General features: G+C 70.5%; 15 protein-coding genes and 1 pseudogene. 11 read left to right on the top strand and 5 right to left on the bottom strand.

Features of this window, described 5'->3' with window-relative positions:
* Nucleotides 1-52 precede the first annotated feature (52 nt).
* On the top strand, nucleotides 53-790 hold the full coding sequence (locus tag QSK22_RS30845) for a thiopeptide-type bacteriocin biosynthesis protein (protein WP_285497991.1): 738 nt from the start codon (nucleotides 53-55) through the stop codon (nucleotides 788-790).
* A gap of 8 nt (nucleotides 791-798) precedes the next feature.
* Here the strand turns inward: QSK22_RS30845 and QSK22_RS30840 are convergent, their stop codons facing one another.
* Entirely contained in the window at nucleotides 799-1230 is a 432-nt protein-coding gene (locus QSK22_RS30840) for a hypothetical protein (protein ID WP_285497990.1), read from the bottom strand.
* A gap of 803 nt (nucleotides 1231-2033) precedes the next feature.
* On the opposite strand from QSK22_RS30840, the gene QSK22_RS30835 reads away from it, so the two are divergent.
* The gene (locus tag QSK22_RS30835; protein ID WP_285497989.1) at nucleotides 2034-2198 is read left to right on the top strand and encodes a hypothetical protein; all 165 of its coding nucleotides are present in this window, start codon (nucleotides 2034-2036) and stop codon (nucleotides 2196-2198) included.
* A 140-nt stretch (nucleotides 2199-2338) separates the two neighbouring features.
* Here the strand turns inward: QSK22_RS30835 and QSK22_RS30830 are convergent, their stop codons facing one another.
* Complete coding sequence (locus QSK22_RS30830; protein ID WP_285497988.1) at nucleotides 2339-3061, bottom strand: FAD-binding oxidoreductase; 723 nt, start codon at nucleotides 3059-3061, stop codon at nucleotides 2339-2341.
* 243 nt (nucleotides 3062-3304) lie between these two features.
* Here QSK22_RS30830 and QSK22_RS30825 point away from each other — a divergent pair, with 243 nt between their 5' ends.
* The 4 genes from QSK22_RS30825 (at nucleotide 3305) to QSK22_RS30810 (ending at nucleotide 7724) form a co-directional block, all read left to right on the top strand.
* Entirely contained in the window at nucleotides 3305-3508 is a 204-nt protein-coding gene (locus tag QSK22_RS30825; protein ID WP_285497987.1) for a LuxR C-terminal-related transcriptional regulator, read from the top strand.
* Nucleotides 3509-3903: 395 nt separating this feature from the next.
* On the top strand, nucleotides 3904-5040 hold the full coding sequence (locus tag QSK22_RS30820; RefSeq protein ID WP_285497986.1) for a ParA family protein: 1137 nt from the start codon (nucleotides 3904-3906) through the stop codon (nucleotides 5038-5040).
* The gene (locus QSK22_RS30815) at nucleotides 5037-6002 is read left to right on the top strand and encodes a ParB/RepB/Spo0J family partition protein (RefSeq protein ID WP_285497985.1); all 966 of its coding nucleotides are present in this window, start codon (nucleotides 5037-5039) and stop codon (nucleotides 6000-6002) included. The genes QSK22_RS30820 and QSK22_RS30815 overlap by 4 nt, the downstream gene beginning before the upstream one ends.
* A 537-nt stretch (nucleotides 6003-6539) precedes the next feature.
* The gene (locus QSK22_RS30810) at nucleotides 6540-7724 is read left to right on the top strand and encodes a tyrosine-type recombinase/integrase (RefSeq protein WP_285497984.1); all 1185 of its coding nucleotides are present in this window, start codon (nucleotides 6540-6542) and stop codon (nucleotides 7722-7724) included.
* A gap of 2911 nt (nucleotides 7725-10635) precedes the next feature.
* Here QSK22_RS30810 and QSK22_RS34100 read toward each other — a convergent pair.
* Together QSK22_RS34100 and QSK22_RS30800 are read right to left on the bottom strand one after the other, a co-directional pair.
* Nucleotides 10636-10761: a hypothetical protein gene (locus tag QSK22_RS34100; RefSeq protein WP_502872391.1), complete on the bottom strand. Its 126-nt coding sequence runs from the start codon at nucleotides 10759-10761 to the stop codon at nucleotides 10636-10638.
* A 767-nt stretch (nucleotides 10762-11528) separates the two neighbouring features.
* On the bottom strand, nucleotides 11529-11930 hold the full coding sequence (locus tag QSK22_RS30800; RefSeq protein ID WP_285497983.1) for a hypothetical protein: 402 nt from the start codon (nucleotides 11928-11930) through the stop codon (nucleotides 11529-11531).
* Between the two features lie 517 nt (nucleotides 11931-12447).
* Between QSK22_RS30800 and QSK22_RS30795 the strand changes: the two genes are divergently transcribed.
* Nucleotides 12448-12816: a hypothetical protein gene (locus QSK22_RS30795; RefSeq protein WP_285497982.1), complete on the top strand. Its 369-nt coding sequence runs from the start codon at nucleotides 12448-12450 to the stop codon at nucleotides 12814-12816.
* A 700-nt stretch (nucleotides 12817-13516) separates the two neighbouring features.
* Nucleotides 13517-14548: an AraC-like ligand-binding domain-containing protein gene (locus QSK22_RS30790; protein WP_285497981.1), complete on the top strand. Its 1032-nt coding sequence runs from the start codon at nucleotides 13517-13519 to the stop codon at nucleotides 14546-14548.
* Between the two features lie 376 nt (nucleotides 14549-14924).
* On the opposite strand, the gene QSK22_RS30785 is transcribed toward QSK22_RS30790, so the two are convergent.
* Nucleotides 14925-15332 carry a zinc ribbon domain-containing protein gene (locus QSK22_RS30785; protein WP_285497979.1) on the bottom strand — a complete coding sequence of 136 codons (408 nt, stop codon included), beginning with the start codon at nucleotides 15330-15332 and terminating at the stop codon, nucleotides 14925-14927.
* A gap of 76 nt (nucleotides 15333-15408) precedes the next feature.
* Here QSK22_RS30785 and QSK22_RS30780 point away from each other — a divergent pair, with 76 nt between their 5' ends.
* The 3 genes and pseudogenes from QSK22_RS30780 to QSK22_RS30770 all read left to right on the top strand — a co-directional run.
* Complete coding sequence (locus QSK22_RS30780) at nucleotides 15409-15582, top strand: hypothetical protein (RefSeq protein ID WP_285497978.1); 174 nt, start codon at nucleotides 15409-15411, stop codon at nucleotides 15580-15582.
* Nucleotides 15583-15944: 362 nt separating this feature from the next.
* The gene (locus tag QSK22_RS30775; RefSeq protein ID WP_285497977.1) at nucleotides 15945-16277 is read left to right on the top strand and encodes a hypothetical protein; all 333 of its coding nucleotides are present in this window, start codon (nucleotides 15945-15947) and stop codon (nucleotides 16275-16277) included.
* 204 nt (nucleotides 16278-16481) lie between these two features.
* A pseudogene (locus tag QSK22_RS30770) lies at nucleotides 16482-16665 on the top strand (methyltransferase domain-containing protein); the annotation flags it as partial.

Genomic DNA, 16665 nt, shown 5'->3' with positions numbered 1-16665 from the left:
TGCTGACCTGCTGACGAAAGGCCATCGCGTGGACGAGACCCCCTGGACGCAGGTGAACATCGCCTTCCCCGGCCACGACGCCCGTGAGCGTGAACGGCACGCTGTCGCCCACCTCGCCCGAGTCCTGCCCGCCGCCGAGGCCAACGGGCTCACCTCGTGGTGGTTCATCCGCAAGGGCAGCTGGCGCGTCCGCTACCTGACGGCCGAGCCGGCGACCAGCCGCACCGCATGCCCTGTACATCGCCTGCTCACCCGAGGCGTCGACTGGACCGGCGACATCTACGAGCCCGAGATTCACGCCTTCGGCGGCCCCGCCGGCATGGATTCGGCGCACGGACTGTTCCACGCCGACAGCCGTCACCTGCTCTCCTTCCTCAGCGGCACCCCCACCGACCGGAGGGAACGGTCGCTGATCCTCTGCACCGCTTTCATGCGGGCCGCGGGCCTGGAATTGGAGGAGCAGGGCGACGTGTGGGCCCGCATCGCCGAGCGGCGCGCCCCCTTGCGCGGTGAGCCGCCCGCGACGTGGGCGTCATTCACCGGCGACGTCCGGCGGCTCCTCCTCGGCAAGGTCCACCCCGATGCAATTGCCGGCGACTGGCTCGCCGCGTTCGAGGAGGCTGGCCGACAGCTGAAAGACCTGCGGGAACGCGGCCGGCTCACACGAGGGATCCGCGCAGTGACCGCCCACCACGTGATCTTCCATTGGAACCGGATCGGACTCATGGGCGCCACGCAGGCCGTGCTCGCGCAGGCGGCCAAGGAAGCGATCCTCGGTGCGGACTGCTGACCGCCGGGTCACGGCGCCGGGTAGGGCGGAGGGGCGGCTGTGTGCCGGCGGCTGTGGCGGGCGCGGCGCCAGTCGGCGACGTGACGGTGGCCGACCGGTTCCCCAGCCTGCAACGGCACCCTCGCAATCACCGTGACGCAGGGGCAGTCGCCGGGCTGCGGATAGACGTGGGCGCGTTTGGCGACGCGCATTCCGGCCGTGTACGGGTTGATCACCAGGAGCGCCGATAGCCGCCGGTAGGCGGCGCCTTCTTCCCACACCGTGACCGCCGACACCACCCCATCGCCGTCGGTGGACGGCCGCACCAGCCCTGGCACGCGCCGGGCATGGTGCATCTGGTGGGGGTCGTCGACCGGAGGCGGGCTGGGGAACGCGACCGGCTGCATCGCTCCGGAATCGACCAGCTGGTCGATCTCGGTGAACAGGCGGCACACGTGCACGGGCGTGAGCGTAGGCCCTGGCGGGGGCTGGGCGGTCGATGCGGGACGCGCCCGGCGCGGGACAGCACGTTGTGATCGCTCGACACGGCTGGAGCCGGGTGGCACGGGTGTTGGGACGAGCGGTGGTGCGGCGGGCAGCATGAGACGCGCCGACGGATCACCGGCAGTTGGTCGGGCTCGACGGGAGAACGGCGGGCTCAGCCCGCCGCAGACGGCGGTGGCGCAGGATGCCGAGCACCATCGCCGTCCAACAGCACCCAGCCGACACCAGCGACCAGCACGTGCCGCTCCGCTGGCCCGACTACGCCGTGCCGCACCAGGTACCCGGCGTGTTCCGCCCACGCTCGGTTCGATTCGATTCGGCCATGGCAGCCCGTCGTGCCGGTCCCGCACACCACCACCAGATTCGCTGGCGAGTTCGCCTCCGCGAGCGACGTCCCGCCGATGCCGCGCGGGCGCCGATGTTGCAGGTTGTACTCACCCGCCTGCACAGGGCGGCCGCACACCACGACGCCCCACCCTCCGAGACCATCCAGAAATCAAACTAAATGAAAAGCGAACTCGCCGTCATAGACTCGCAGGTCAGCAAGTGTCGGTCCCGCGCACGCGGGGATGGCCCGCACCGGTACGTGGGGACGCTCGACATCATCGGGTCGGTCCCGCGCACGCGGGGATGGCCCGTACCCCAGCGCGCGGGCGACGGTCTCGCCCGTGTCGGCCCCGCACACGCGGGGATGGCCCCCCGGACCACTGGCGTCTGTGGACGGACGGGCGGTCGGCCCCGCGCACGCGGGGATGGTTCGGTGGACTGGGAGACCGCCGCCCCCTCCAAGGCCCGGATCACCGGAGGGCTGCCCGGCCCGGTGCTGGCCCAGCTGCAGGAGGCGGAGACGGTCGCCGGGAAGCAGCCGGGGGCTGCCGAAAACTCGGGAAGGATGCTGCAAGCACCCTCGCCGCACGCGGCATAGGTCACCACCGTGCCGCTGACGGCGGCGAGCCACTGCGTGCTTGGCTACGGTCACGGCAAGCGGGTGGAAAGCAGCCCGATCGTCTGAAGCCTGGTGCCAGCGGCGCCAGGGGGTCATGTGGGAAGAGCGGTCTGCCTCTCTTATGCGATGTCGTCTGGTGTGGTGACGGCGTCGAACTCGTGGTACAGCGTGACCGCGGTGCGCACGGCGGGCAGGTCGGCGGCCTTCTCCCCCAGCGCCCGGCCGAGCATGCCGAAGTAGTACACCAGCGCGGCGTGCTGCCGGTGCGTGGCCCGGTAGCCGTCCAGGGCGACCTCGATGTCCTCCAGGACGTCGAGGGCTTCGCCGTTGCCCGTTGCGGCGATGTCGTCGAAGGCGCGCACCAGTGCGGCGGCCGCGGTCCGGATGCGGGCCCCGTTGCGCAGCGTCCACGCCCGCTCGGCCTGCTCGGCGTCCGCTGGCTCCTCGGTTCGACGTGCGCGGTCGGCGACGGTGGCGCGCAGCCGGTCGCGTCGCTGGTCGGCGGCCTGGGGGGTGGCCACTCCCAGGTCTCGTGCCAGGGCGCTCCACGGCACCTGCTGGTCGCCGTCCTGGCGGCAGATGTCCAGCGCCCGCAATTCCAATTCGTCCAGCCGGGCGCGCTGGGCGCGGATCAGCCGCAGCGCCGCGCGGGCGTCGGCCACCTGCACGCGGCGCGCAACGCGCCGGTGCTCGAGGACGTAGGTGATGACGTCGGCCGGAGCGTCCGACCAAAGATGCAGGTCATCGTCGTCTTCGGCAAGGCGTCGCCGGTGGATCTCCTCCACGATCCGCTCCACCTCGACCGGAGAGGGAGGCGGATCGAGCGGGCGCCGTGCGGCCATGCGAGGACCCCTCCTGCAGGCTTCAACATCATGTTGAAGCCTGCAGGAGAACGCGTCTCAGGTCCACCGGTATGGCGAAGAGCCATAACTGTTCCCGGTGTCCTCCGGCGTCTGCGCGTCACAGTCTGAGCAAGCGGGCGTCGTCCCGAACAGCACCATGGCCCGAGTAGGCCCGCGAGCGCGTTAACGACCTCGGATGCGCCCATGCAACCCGTCGCGCCCCCATCCCCCCGTGCCCGACGCATGCTAGAGGCACCTGACCTGTCCGAAGACGACATCCGGCTACTGGCACAGATCGCCTCCGGTGTCTCCGCCAAGGACGCCGCCGACAACCTCCGACTGTCCGCTCGGACCGTGCACCGCCGCCTGCGCCAGATCTGCGAGCGGCTTGAGGTCGGCACCCCGATCGAGGCGGTGGTGTGGGCCGTGCGGCGCCAACTGATCTGATCTTGGACGCCGTACCGGACCGTCCCGGCAGCACCCTGACGTCTTGTCGAGGTCATGCGCGCGATCTCGGGAGCGCCGCACTGCCGATACCCCCGAGCAGCGCGGTCGCCCATGCGCAGGCGGGGGCACCCCGCTGCGGCGACCTGCGGTGACCATTCGCCGGGGAGACGGCGATGGGCGGGATGGTCGGTCTCCGGGACCGGCGGCCGCGCCGCTGGGATGCCGATCGGGGACGACGGCCGTCTCCTGCCCCCGCACGGCTCTCCGCCCCGGCGGTGGACTGCGCCCGCTGTCGTTGGCTGGGAACGGCGTTAACACCCTTTTGACCGTCGCTTGGGGAATAGGTACCGGCGTGTTGCTGCAGTGAATCATGAGACGTTAGTAAGGTAACGCGCATGGCTGGCAACAACGAACGCGAGGAGCGGGAGAAGGTCGTCTCCAAGCTCCCCACCTGGCTGCGGCAGGACCTCAAGGTCCGAGCCGCCGAGCTGCGCATGGACATCCAGGACGCGGTCGAAGCGGGCATCCGCGCATGGCTGACCGCCAAGACGCCCCCGGCGGAGGTCGACACATCCGGTGCCGAGTCCTTCAGCACCTGGCTCCCGCCGGGACTGTACGACGACGAATTCAAGCCCGCCTGCGCGTCCCGCGGGGTCTCCTACGTCCAGGGGCTGGCGCAGGCCGTCAGCCTCTGGCTGGACAGCAACCCCTCCCCCCGGGCCGCGGTCCGGCAGGCGCCGCGCCGGAAGGTCGTCGGCAACCAGAAGGGCGGCGTCGGCAAGACGGCCGTCTCCGCGGGCATCGGCGCCGCATACGCCGAGAGCGGCGAGAACGTCCTCGTGGTCGACTACGACCCCCAGGGCCACCTCACCAACCAGCTCGGGGTCTCCCCCATCACCGCGGGCGAGGACAGCCTGGCCCGCCACATGTCCGGCGAGGCCACCGGCCACATCCGCGACCTGGTCGTCCGGCTGGACGGCTTCGGCGGGCGCCTGCACGTGCTGCCCGCCTGCGCCGACGGCTTCCTCCTCGACGTGAAGCTGTCGCAGGTCCGCGCGCGGGAGGCCGCGCTGGAGCGGGCGCTGGCGCCGCTGGAGGACGACTACGACGTCATCATCATCGACTGCCCGCCCAGCCTCGGCCTGGCGATGGACGCCGGCCTGTACTACGGGCGGCGCCGCGACGGCGAACGTCCGCGCAGCTCGGGCGTCCTCATCCCGGTGCAGGCCGAGGACAGCTCCGCCGACGCCTTCGGCATGCTGATGGACCAGATCGCCGACCTCCAGGACGACCTGCAGATCCAGATCGACCACCTGGGCATCGTGGTGAACCTGTACGACGCCCGCCGCGGCTTCATCGCCACCTCGTCCCTGTCCAACTGGGAGAAGCTCGGAGACCCGCCGGTCGTCGCGGTCATCCCCGACCTGAAGGAGCAGCGCGAGGCCGTGCGCAAGCACCAGCCGCTGCTCGCCTACGCGCCCAAGAGCGAGCAGGCGGCCGTGATGCGGGAACTCGCCAAGGAGATCGCGTGAGCAAGGCCGACCAGCTCGGAGACTCGCCGTCCTTCGCCGCCGCGACCCGCACCCGCAGCATGCGCGGCAAGCTCATCTCCACCGCCACCGGCGAGGCCGCGCCGGCCGCCGTCGCGCCCCCGCAGGAGGGGCCGCCGCGCACGATCCCGATCGGCGACCTGGCGCACAACCCCTTCAACCCGCGCAACGACGTCGGGGAGATCCAGGAGACCGCCGACAGCCTGCTGTCGCGCGGGCAGATCCAGCCGATCACCGTCGTCACGCGCAAGACCTTCCTGCAGGCCCATCCCGGGTCCGAGGACGCGATCGGCTCCGCCGCGTACGTGGTGCTGGACGGCAACAGGCGCCTGGCGGCCGCCCGCCTCGCCGGACTCGACGAGCTGCGGGCCGACGTCAACGACGCGCTCGCCGGCTCCTCCGAGGACATGCTGGAGTCCGCGCTCATCGCCAACCTGCACCGCGAGGACCTCACCCCGCTGGAGGAGGCCCGCACGCTGGCGAAGCTCGTCGAGGTGCACGGCTCCCAGCGGCAGGTGGCGCGGCGCATCGGCAAGTCGAACGTCTGGGTCAGCCAGCGCCTCGCCCTCCTGGAGCTCACGCCCGAGCTGCAGGAGGAGCTGAAGTCGGGCGACCTGACGGTCGAGGACGCCCGGAAGATCGGCAAGCTGCCGAAGGAGGAGCAGGCCGGGGCGGCCCAGGACGCCAAGGCCGCCCGGCAGACGCGCGTGCCGCGGCAGCGGGAGAGGCCCCGTCCCGCAGACGACGGGCCGGCGAGCGCGGCCGAGGGTGTTAACGCCGTTTCCACCCCGAAGGCGCGCACCGAGGGCGCCCCCGCACGCTCCGCCTCGGTGCGGGTCGCGTCCGACGGCGAGGACGTTGCGGCACTCGCCCGGGAGCTGCGGTCCCGGCTCACCCGCGAGCAGTGCGAGGAGCTCGCGAAGCTGCTCGTCCAGGAACACTGATCCGCACAGCGTCATGCCGTGCGGAGACGTGCCCACCACGAACGGACGGGACGTGGGGGAGGCAAGCCCCTCCCCCACTCTCGCCCACGCGCCCCGCCCTGACGGCCTGCACGGTGTTAACGCCGTTCCCACCCGGCTGAGGGAGCGCTCCGTCCGTGACGAGCCGTCACGCCGTTCCCACCTGCCGCTGTCCTCGAGCCCACCCGTGCGGGAGGTGTTAACGGCGTTCCCACCGGCAGCGGTGGAGGGCGTCCTGAGTGTTAACGCCGTTCCCACTCGGCTAGTGAGGCGGCGTGCTCGCGGTGAGCCATCACGCCGTCCCTGCTCGCTGCCGTTCTCGAGCCTCTCTGCGCCGGAGGGTGTTAACGCCGTTTCCACCCCCGCCGCAGTGGAGGACATGCCCGCGGTGAAGCGTTAACGCCGTTCCCACCCGGGGTGGTGGAGCGCGTCCCCCAGTGTTAACGCCGTTCCCACTCGACCGCCGACGCTAATCGCAGACACGTCTACGATTCGGCAACAGCCCTGACCGGAGCCGCCATGGATGACGAGCCGCCGACGCTGGAACCCACTGCCGTGGTCCCCCGCCTGTCCGCCGGGACGCCGGGCCTTCCCGACGGTCGGCCGAGCGGCCTCCAGCCCGCCCACCTCCACTCCGCTCCCCCGCCGGCGCCGCTGCTGGTGTCGGTGGGAGACATCCCCGGCCTGCGACCGCGCCGACGCCGAGGAGACGGCGGCGAGGTCGCAGGCGCCGACGTCGACCTGATCGACAGGCTTCCCCGCTCCGGTCCGTCCGCCAGCTGGCCGACGGTCGCGGCCTGGCTGCGCGCGGGCAGGACGGCCGCCACCCGCCGTGCCCGCCTGGCCGACACGGCGGCGTTCCTGCGCTGGCTGGCCCTGGCCTCCCCCGGCACCGGCCTGTGGGAGGTCACCGAGGACATGCTCGTCGCCTACGCCGACGAACTCGGCACCGGCACCGGCGCCGCCGCCGAACTCACCCGCGGCGGACGCCCCCTGCGCGCCGCCACCGTGGCACGCCGACTGTCCACGCTGTCGTCGCTGTACCGGTACGCGGTGCGCCGCCATGTGATCCCGGCCAGCCCGGCCGCCCACGTCGACCGCCCCGAGGTTTCCAAGGCGGGCCGGACACCGGCGCGTTCCCTGGAAGACGCGGCGGCGCTGCTGGCCGGTGCGGAGACCATCGCACCGGACCATCCCGCCGACGCCGCCGCCGTGGCGCTGCTGGTCACCATCGGACTGCGCGCCGCCGAACTGGAGGGGCTGACCGTCGGCCGGATCGGCGCCGACGCCGGGCACACCGTCATCCAGTTCCGCGTCAAGGGCGGCAAGGAGATCCGGGTGCCGCTGGCCGACCGCGTGCACGCGCTGGTGCGTCCGCTGACCGTCGGCCGCGCCGCCGCAGACCCGCTGCTCGTGCGCGAGGACGGCCGTCCCTTCGACCGCTGGCGGCAGACCACCGCGCTACGCCGCGCCGCCCGCGCCGCCGGCCTCGACCCCACCGCGCTCACCCCCCACGTGCTGCGCGCCACCGCCGCCACCCTGCTACTCGGCTCCGGAGTGCCGGTCGAGGACGTCCAGGAACTGCTCGGCCACGCCTCCCCCGTCACCACCCAGCGCTACGACCGCGGCGCCACCAAGTTGGACCAGCACGCCGCGTACAAGATGGCCGACCTCCTCGCACCGAAGGCACCCGCCCGCGAGTGAACCGGCCGAAGTGCCCAGCTACGCGCAGCGCTTCTTGCCTTCGGGTGAAGTGCGCGGACCTGTGGTCGGGCGGGGCTGGGTGGGAACGCCGTTAACACCCCTCCGCGAAGGGGGCGTACAAGACCCGGGTGGGAACGGCGTTAACACCCGCCCCCGAAGACTGGCCCATCCCCAGCGGCAGGTTGCCGACGGCAACGCCGACCATCAGCAGGAGCGGGCGGTGCAGGTGTTCAGGCGGTGCCCGGCCTCAGCACTTCCTGCATGTCGCCGCCGAACAACCCGGCCCTCGCGCAGCGGCTCTCGGTCAAGTGCGCGGACGTTGGGTCGAGCACAGGGGGGTGGGAACGCCGTTAACACTCCTCACCGCATTGGGGGCGCGCAACACTCCGGTGGGAACGGCGTTAACACCCGACCCCGAAGACTGGCCCATGCTCAGCAGCAGGTTGCCGAGTGGCAACCCCAGCCACGCTCCTTGGGCGAGGCACCTCTGGGCATGACGGCTGATGCCTCCGTGCGCGGGCCACAGACGACAGGACCACTCGGACGTACGGCGCGAGGGATGCGGTGGGAACGCCGTTAACACCCCTCCGCGAAGGGGGCGCGCAAGCCCCGGTGGGAACGGCGTTAACACTCGTTCCCGAAGACCGGCCCCACACCCAACGGCGGTTGCCAGGCGGCAACCCCGGCCATGAGCCAGAGCAGGTGGTGCATGGTGGTGCAGGCGATCTGAGGGGCTCGGCGTCGGCACCTCCTGGGTACCGCCGTCGCCGAGCTCTCCAGTTCTCACGCGGCGGTTCTTGCCTCGGGTGAGGTGCGTGGGCGTCGGGTCGGGCGCAGGGTGGGAACGCCGTTAACACTCCTCAGCGCAGAGGCGCGCACAACGCTCGGGTGGGAACGGCGTTAACACCCGCCTCGGAAACCTGGCCCATAGCCAGTGGCAAGTTGCCGAGCGGCAACCCCAGCCACCAGCAGGAGCGGGCAGTGCAGCTGTTCAGATGCTGCCCGGCGTCAGCACCTCCCGGATGTCGCCATCTTCGAACATCCCAGCTCTCGCGCGGCGGTTCTCGGCCTGGGGAAGGGGGTGCGTAATTGTCGGGTCGGGCGCAGGGTGGGAACGCCGTTAACACTCCTCAGCGCAGAGGCGCGCACAACGCTCGGGTGGGAACGGCGTTAACACCCGCCTCGGAAACCTGGCCCATAGCCAGTGGCACGTTGCCGAGCGGCAACCCCAGCCACCAGCAGGAGCGGGCGGTGCAGCTGTTCAGGCGGTCTCGGCGTCGGCACCCCCGGGTACCGCCGTCGCCGAGCATCTCAGCTCCCGCGCGGCGCTTCTTGCCTCGGGTGAAGTGCGTGGGTGCCGGATCGGGCACAGCGGGAGGTGGGAACGGCGTTAACACCTGCGCCCGGAAGCGTGGTCCATGCTCAGCAGGTTGCCTGGCGGCAACCTCAGCCACGCTCTGGGGCGAAGCGCCTCGGGCATGACCGGCTGATGTCTCCGTGCGGACTACAGACGGCAGGAGCACTCGGACGTGCGTGTGGCACGAGAGGCGGTGAACGACTCTGGACTTCCACCGGCACACCTCGCGACAGCGCCGAACTCCTCAGCTCGCGCCCGGCGGTCCTTGCTCCGGGTGAAGTGCGTGCGTGTCGGGTCGGCGCAGCTGGGTGGGAACGGCGGTTAACACCCGCTCCTGACGATTGGCCGATACCCGACAGCAGGTTGCCCGGTGGCGCCCCTGGCCATCAGCCGGAGCGGGCGGTGTAGGTGTTCCGGTGGTGCTCGGCATCGGCACCTTCCGGGTGTTGCCCTCGCCGAAGCCCCCCAGTTCTCGCACGGCGGTTCTGGCCCGGGTGAAGTGTGTGAGCCCCGACTCGGGCACAGCGGAAAGTGGGAACGCCGTTAACACTCCTCAGCGAATGGGGGTGCGCAGCGCTTAGGTGGGAACGGCGTTAACACCGCTCTGGAAGCGTGCGCCTTGCCCAGTAGCGGGTTGCCTGGTGGCGACCCCGGCCATCAGCCGGAGCGGGCGGTGTAGGTGTTCCGGTGGTGCTCGGCGTCGGCACCTACCGGGGGTCGCCGCAGAGACAGCCGAGAATGCGTCCGGGCGTGGAAACGGCGCTAACACCCCTTCATGTGGTTCGAGCAGGCCGCAGAGGGGATCTGCCGGAGGTGTGACTACCGACGATCTGTTCGGCGCCATGCCGGTCGCGCGCCCCGGGCATCGGGATCGACACCGCCGCGCCGGAGGAGGTCACAGGACGGCTCGCAGGGGGCAGGAGCGATGCACCCGCGGGGGAGTCCACGGCAGCGCCGTGACGGTCCCGCTCTGTTGGCAGAAGTCGTCGGCTCGAGGCGATGCGGCCGACCTACGGCACCGAGGTGACAGCGGCCGAACACTGCCGACCTCGAGGCCGAACACTGAAGCGACCCGCAGTACGCGAGTTTCCCCGGCCAGCGTGGAGTTCACCTCTGAGCGCGTGGAGCCCTGTGGCCAGGGGCTGCTCGATACAGGCGGTGAACAGCGCGTCGTGCTGGAGCAGGTCCTGGAGCGCCTGCAGCATTGCCTGGCTCGGCGGGGGAGTCCCATGCCGGGTTGTCGCGGCGACCGACGACCACCACCCCCGGCGTGGCCCACCCTGCCAAGCAGGGACGCAGACGAGGACGGGCCCAGACCGAACTCCTCGGCGGCCACCGGCCGGGCAGCAGGGGAGGAGCAGAGGAGCAGGCGCCCCGCAGCCACCAGCCACACGCATCCATCGTGGAACTCCCTGGCACCGAGCGGACGGATGGCGGCAGCACCCCTGGCTTGACTGCATGCATCTGGGCGATGGAACGGGCGTTCGAGGTTCGCGTCACCGAGTGCGCCATGATCGGCCAGCAACTAGAGCGCTCCAGAGGATGTCCGGTGGATCATGCGTTGATCCAGAACAACGCGGTGACCAGCACGATCGCCGCCCTGAAGTTGCGGGCGAGCTTGTCGAACCGGGTGGCGATCCCACGCCACTGCTTGAGCCGGTTGAGGCAGCGTTCGACCACGTTGCGGCGCCGGTCGACGGCCGGGTCGAACGCCGGCGGGCGTCCGCCGGGCGAACCGCGGCGGGCCCGCCCGGCCTGCCGGTCGGCGCGTTCGGGAATGGTCGCGGCGATGCTTCCAGTGAAGTTCAGTCCTGAGCCACTGTCCGTCGGACAATCGTCGGCGATATTCGGCGGCAGCCATCAGGGGCGTGACACCGCCCGACCGGCGCACAGCTCTCCTGGTCTCGCCCCCGGGTTGAGGCAGTGACCCGAGCAGATCGGCGCATCAACCCGGGAGCGAGAACGACCGCGCGGTTTCCGACCATGTCGGCACCGTCACCACTCATCATTGTGTGCCCGGACCACAACCCGGCCCGGTCACCAGGCGGCGTGCACGACCTGTGACCAGCACGGACGCGCCCCCTACCGGTACTGCGAACCGCCGCCCGCCAGGATCCTCGCCCCCAGCGCACCAGACCGCCGCCCAACGACGAAGCCCGGCTGCGGGCACTCTTCGAGCAGCTCGCGCAGCATGCCTTACTGCTGCTGGTGGTGACCGTCGGCCCGCCTCCATCGGCACACCACCCCTCACGGCTCCCGCGCCGGCGGTGCGCGTGGCCGTCACCACGCGACCCGAACGTGGAGCGGGCCACACGCCACCCGGCCGCCGTCACCCACCTATCCGACCCCACCATGCGGCGGTTGACCGACCTGCACCCCGACAGGCCGAGGCCGCCGGGGCGGGACACTGTCCGCCTCCGGCGGCCTCGGTCACCCGACGGGCGCGGTCAGGGCCAGTATTGGATCGGGCTGTTGGCGTAGAAGTGGAACATGTTGCTGCAGGTGTAGACGTTCACCCGCGTGTACGCGGTACCCCTCGAGGGTGGAAGTGTGTCGGTGTAATTGACGATCGGGCCGTGGCGGCCGAGCCCCGCGATCCTCTGGAGTCCCGAACTGGCAACGACCCGGCCGTTCTTGACGATGGTGAGCTCGTACTTGCACCAGCTGGCGTCGGGCGACTGGAGCATGTAGAAGTCGCCGATGAGCCGGTTCGGCCTGCCGGCGAAGCTGATGCACGATCGGACTGCGCTGGTGTTCTTGCAGCCGCCTCCGGATGCGGCCTGGGCCGGTCCTGCCATCGGCACCGTCACGGCGGCGAGGGTGGCGGCCGCCACGCCGAGCCGGAGCATTCGGCGCGGTAGGTTCCGTCCGCTGGCAGGAACTGATGCATGACCTGAGTGACGCTGGTTGTTCACAGCAATTCAGCCTCCTTGAGGAAGAGGGGGTGCCATGTTGCCCCTTACGGTCTGAGCCCTCGCAGCACTCAGAAGCCGTCTGACCTGGTGTGGGCGGCTTCGGGCTCAGCAGAGAAGGCGATCTTGAGCTTGCTCTGCGCCCCCAGACTGCATGAATGGCGTTGAAGCTGTCGTTCTCATACGGCGCCAATTCCTTATGCCGGCACGCCAACCAGGCGATCTGGCAGGCTTACTGAGGTTTTCTTTGGTCTTACGGGTGGAGACATGGGACTTTTTGGTATCGCGTATGCCCCGCCAGAGGCGGGTCTGCTGACCGGGAGGAATCCATCTCACCGCTGACCCCGGCCGAGGTGCGGCGGATGTGTGCGGCCGAACCGTTCGAGCAGGTCCGTTCCTGAGGCCGAGGCCGCCTGGACGCTGCACGGCGGGCCGGGTGGAGTGCGCGGAGGTCATGGCGGAGGTCGTCGATGACGACCTGTACAGCGGGGTCGGCGGTGAAGTCTTTGAGCAGTGGCCGGCACTGCGGAACGTGACCCTTCTTGCCGCTGTCGACGGCCTCCTGCACGGCCCGCTGGCCGCGCGCCGCCTCGCTGTCACTGGCGCACCACGAACCGGCCGCCTGCTGAGCCGGCACCGTCGTCAGCGGCCCGCACTCGGTTACCGGACCCGCGCCGGCCGCGACCACCGCCGCCTTCCTCGCCACCGACCTCGCCGACTGGGCGCGCTGCCACCGCGCAGGCCGGCAGAGGACGACGTGCTCGGCCGTGCCGACCACCCACATGTGTTCGGGTCGGCTCACGAACCGCCGGTTGTCGGCTGAGAGCCCGCGCGCTGGAAGCGGCGTATGGAGGTAGGGGAGTGGCGATGCGGCTCCATCTGGCCATCGCCCAGCGTCGGTGACGCCCTGGTCGAGCGGGTGCGTGCCGTGTTGGAGCGGGACGCTGAGGACCACGGTTTCCACCAACCTACGGATTCTGCAGCGTATGCGGCAGATGGTCGCGCAAGTGTGCGGGGTGCGGCTGTCGCGGGCTTCGGTGTGGCGGCAGTTCCCCGCCCGTCCTGACCAGAGCCTGCAGCGCCCGCATCGCAGAACCCTTGAGCCTGGCGGGTCATGAGGGCGCAGCGGCCTGTGGCCGGGCAGTGCGTTGAGCGCAAATCAGAGCGTTCCCGCAGATCACCGAGTCGGTAGCTGAAAGGTGCCGACTCGAAAGACGCGTCGGCGTGCGCGTGACCGAACAGTCGCATGATCTTCACGGGCGCGGCTGCTCTGCTCGCCCTTCGCTGCTGTTCGATTACCAGCCACCGTTTTCAGGCACAGCTGAAAGGCGTTGCGCGGCGCCAGGTGTCAAGCAAAGCTCACGATGGTCCAGATGCACAGCGGTTGCTGCCGCGTATGCGTCGGTCCATGTCCGTACACGATCTACCCCCGAAGCTGTACGAAGCCCCCATAGGAGGCGGCCCTGGCCGTGTGGTCAAGCGCCACCGTCCCAAGGGGCTCCGCCACCCGCGGGAAGCAGTCGATGTACCAATCGCTCACCCTGAACGACCTGCCAGCGCGCGATCGCTTCGCATTGTGGCGGGAGACCGTGGCGTCGGCGGTCGCCCCCGTCCCCTACGAGATCCGCAGCGATCACGCCGACGAGTTCGACGCGACGATGCACGTGCTGAATCTCGGCGCAGTTCAGATCTCCGCGCATATCCAGTCGCCGATTCACGTGCGTCGGACAGCGAAGCTGATCCGGCAGTCTGACTCCGAGCATTACCACCTCACCCTGGTCCGCCGAGGAACGACCAACGCCACCCAGGCAGGCCGGGACACCACGGTCGGACCGGGCGATCTGATGCTGCACGACACCTGGCGGCCTTTCCACGGCACCCACACCGGCGACCGCAGAGTCGACGGTATCCAGGTCATGGTCCCCAGGAAGCTGATCCCACTGCCCCCGGACCAGGTCGGCCGACTGTGCGCCGTCCGCGTTCCCGGGCGAGAGGGGGTCGGTGGTCTGCTGGTGCAGTTCCTCAACCAGGTCACGCGCAACGCCGGCACCTACCGACCGGCGGATGCCGCCCGGCTGGGCGGCGTCTGCGTCGACCTGCTCACCGCCGTGCTCGCCCACCGTCTCGAAACCGAGCACGCCGTGCCCCACGACAGCCGCAAACGCACGCTGCTGCTGCGGATCCACGCCTTCATCGAAAGGTCCCTGGGCGACCCCGAACTGTCTCCGGGCTTGATCGCCGCCGCTCATCACATCTCCCTGCGGTCCCTGCACCGCTTGTTCGCCGAGCAGGGCACCACCGTCTCGGACTGGATCCGTACCCGACGTCTGGAACAGTGCCGCCGCGAGCTGGCCAGCGTCGACCACAGGCATCTGGCGATCCACACCATCGCCGCACGCTGGGGCTACACACATCCGGGCAACTTCACCCGCGCCTTCCACGCCGCCTACGGCCTCACCCCCAGCGCATACCGACGAAACCAAGAAGCACACTCCGCATCGGGCCAGGTCTTGAGCGCCACGTCCTCGATGGGCGAGCACTCTTCAGCGCCGTAGAGCCGGGTAGCCGAGGCGGCGCCGGTATGGCGAGCCGGCGCCCGCCCGGCACCACCGGGTAGGCGCCCCGTACAGTTTCGTCCGGGCGGTCCAGCGCCGCGTTGACCATCTTCGGCAGACTGCCGCGCTTGTCGGCCACCTTCGGGAGCTCGCCGGTCGGCTTCTTTACGCCCCGGCGCTCGACACAGCGTTGCCCGAGGGAACCAGCCCGACCGGCAACTGCCGAGTCGGGGCGGCGATGGACCGGCACGCAGGCCCAACACCGACGAGTGACGCGACACGTTGGAGACTTCGTGCAGGCCCGCCGATTGCTCGAAGGTGCCATTGACTTCCCCCCCACGTTTGAAGGCGGGGGATTCCCGTGGCTGATCTGCGGCTAGGCCGCGACCGTGACGGGTGGTTGGCGCTTCACAGACCGCCCGGCGGCGAGGTCTCCACGCCCTGTCACCGCAAGCCCTGCGGCGAGGATGTTCTTGGCGGCGTTCACGTCGGCGTTTCCGGTATGGCCGCAAAAGGTGCAGGCGAAGACCGCTTGGCTCTCGCGGGACTCGGCATCCACCACTCCGCATGCCCAACAGCGCTGCGAAGCGTACGCAGGCGGCACCCGCACGATGCCGCAGCCGTTGCAACGGGCCTTGTGCTCCAGGGCGGGCAGCAGTCCACCCCAGCCTTCGGCGAGGATGACCCGGTTCAGCCCGGCCTTCCGGCGGACGTTCTCACCGGGCCCGTCGATGGTGCCCTTCGCACCGGCCGTCATGTCGCCGACCTTCAGACCCTCGACCACGACCAGCCCGTGGCCACGGGTGAGCCGGTTGGCCGTCCACGCCCAAAAGTCCGCGCGCCGGACGCGGATCCGGCCGTTGAGCCTGGCCGGCTTCGCCCGCGTGGCCGTACGCCGGTTGGAGCCCTTCCTCACTTGGTTCTTCACCGGGGACGGTGAGCCGATCTCCGAGACCGGTGGCGGGCACGAGCGGGACGCGGCCTTGTACATCCTCGGCCGCCTCGCCCGACGCGCCGAAGAGGCGGCGCGGTGACCGCGCCATCGGTGCACGCGAAACCGGTGCGCTGGGACACCGCCGCCGTCACTGCCCACTTGCAGCGGCGGTACCGGGTGCCGGTGTGGTGGGACGACCGCAACGCGGCGTGTGGCGATGGTGCTGCGGCCGACCGGTCACCCGGCCGGGGACCAGGTGGTCGCCGCGGCCACGCCCGCCCAGCTGGAGCGGTGCTTGGCCGCCGCCGGGGTACGGGCCGTCCGCCCGCAGCAGGCGCCCGCCGGGCCCCGCAGATTCACCCCGCACGAAACCTGCGCACGCCCACCGGCGAGACCATCCAGGTCGACGTCGGCATGGCCGACTTGGTTTAGGCGCTCTGGGCCGAGGGCTACCAGACGCTGATGTGCTGCCAGGACGCCGGCGAGGCCATCCGCGGCGGCGGCACCCGGATACCGCCCGAGCGGCGGGAGCGGTACGCCGCGTTCTACGACGGCTTCGCCTGGCTGACCATGCCGGTCGGCGACATGCAGCGGCTGCTCGCGCTCACCGCGGACCTGGCCAAGGGCAACGGCTGGGCCCCCAACATCCGCCTCCGCTCTTCGGGCCTGACCGAGTTCGCCAGCCTGCACTTCCCCGCCCGGCAGATCCGCGAGGTCATACGGCGGCTCGGCTCGGCACAGTCCGAGCGCGGGCAGCGAGGCGAGCAGCCGACCCGCTACAGGATTGGACCCTGAGGGGAGGTAGCCACCAGTCAACCGCCGTGACTTCGATCAGCAGCGACACCACATGGAGGAAGCAGATGGGCAAACGCGGCACCGATGGCCACAGCGGCGACGGCTACAGGCCCAAGGAGGAGCACGGCACGTTCGTCGACCCGACCAAGCAGCCGAGCAAGGCAAGAGGGCCAAGGACGACGAGGGCAAGGGCGGCAAGGGCAAGTGAGCGAGGCCGAAGCCCTGAACCAGCAGCTCATCGGCGAACTCGAAAACCGCGGCGTGCTGTCCGACCGGTGGCGTCCGGCGTTCCTGGCCATGCCGCGGCACCGGTTCGTCCCGGACCTCATCTGGGGGGAGGGCGACGGCGGCGGGTTCAGCGCACGACGCCGCGACGAGTATCCGGATG

The sequence above is a fragment of the Actinomadura sp. NBRC 104425 genome (assembly GCF_030269545.1).
Taxonomy (GTDB): domain Bacteria; phylum Actinomycetota; class Actinomycetes; order Streptosporangiales; family Streptosporangiaceae; genus Spirillospora; species Spirillospora keratinilytica.
The sequence above is the reverse complement of the archived record's forward strand: the minus strand, read 5'-3'. Positions and strand labels throughout refer to the sequence as shown.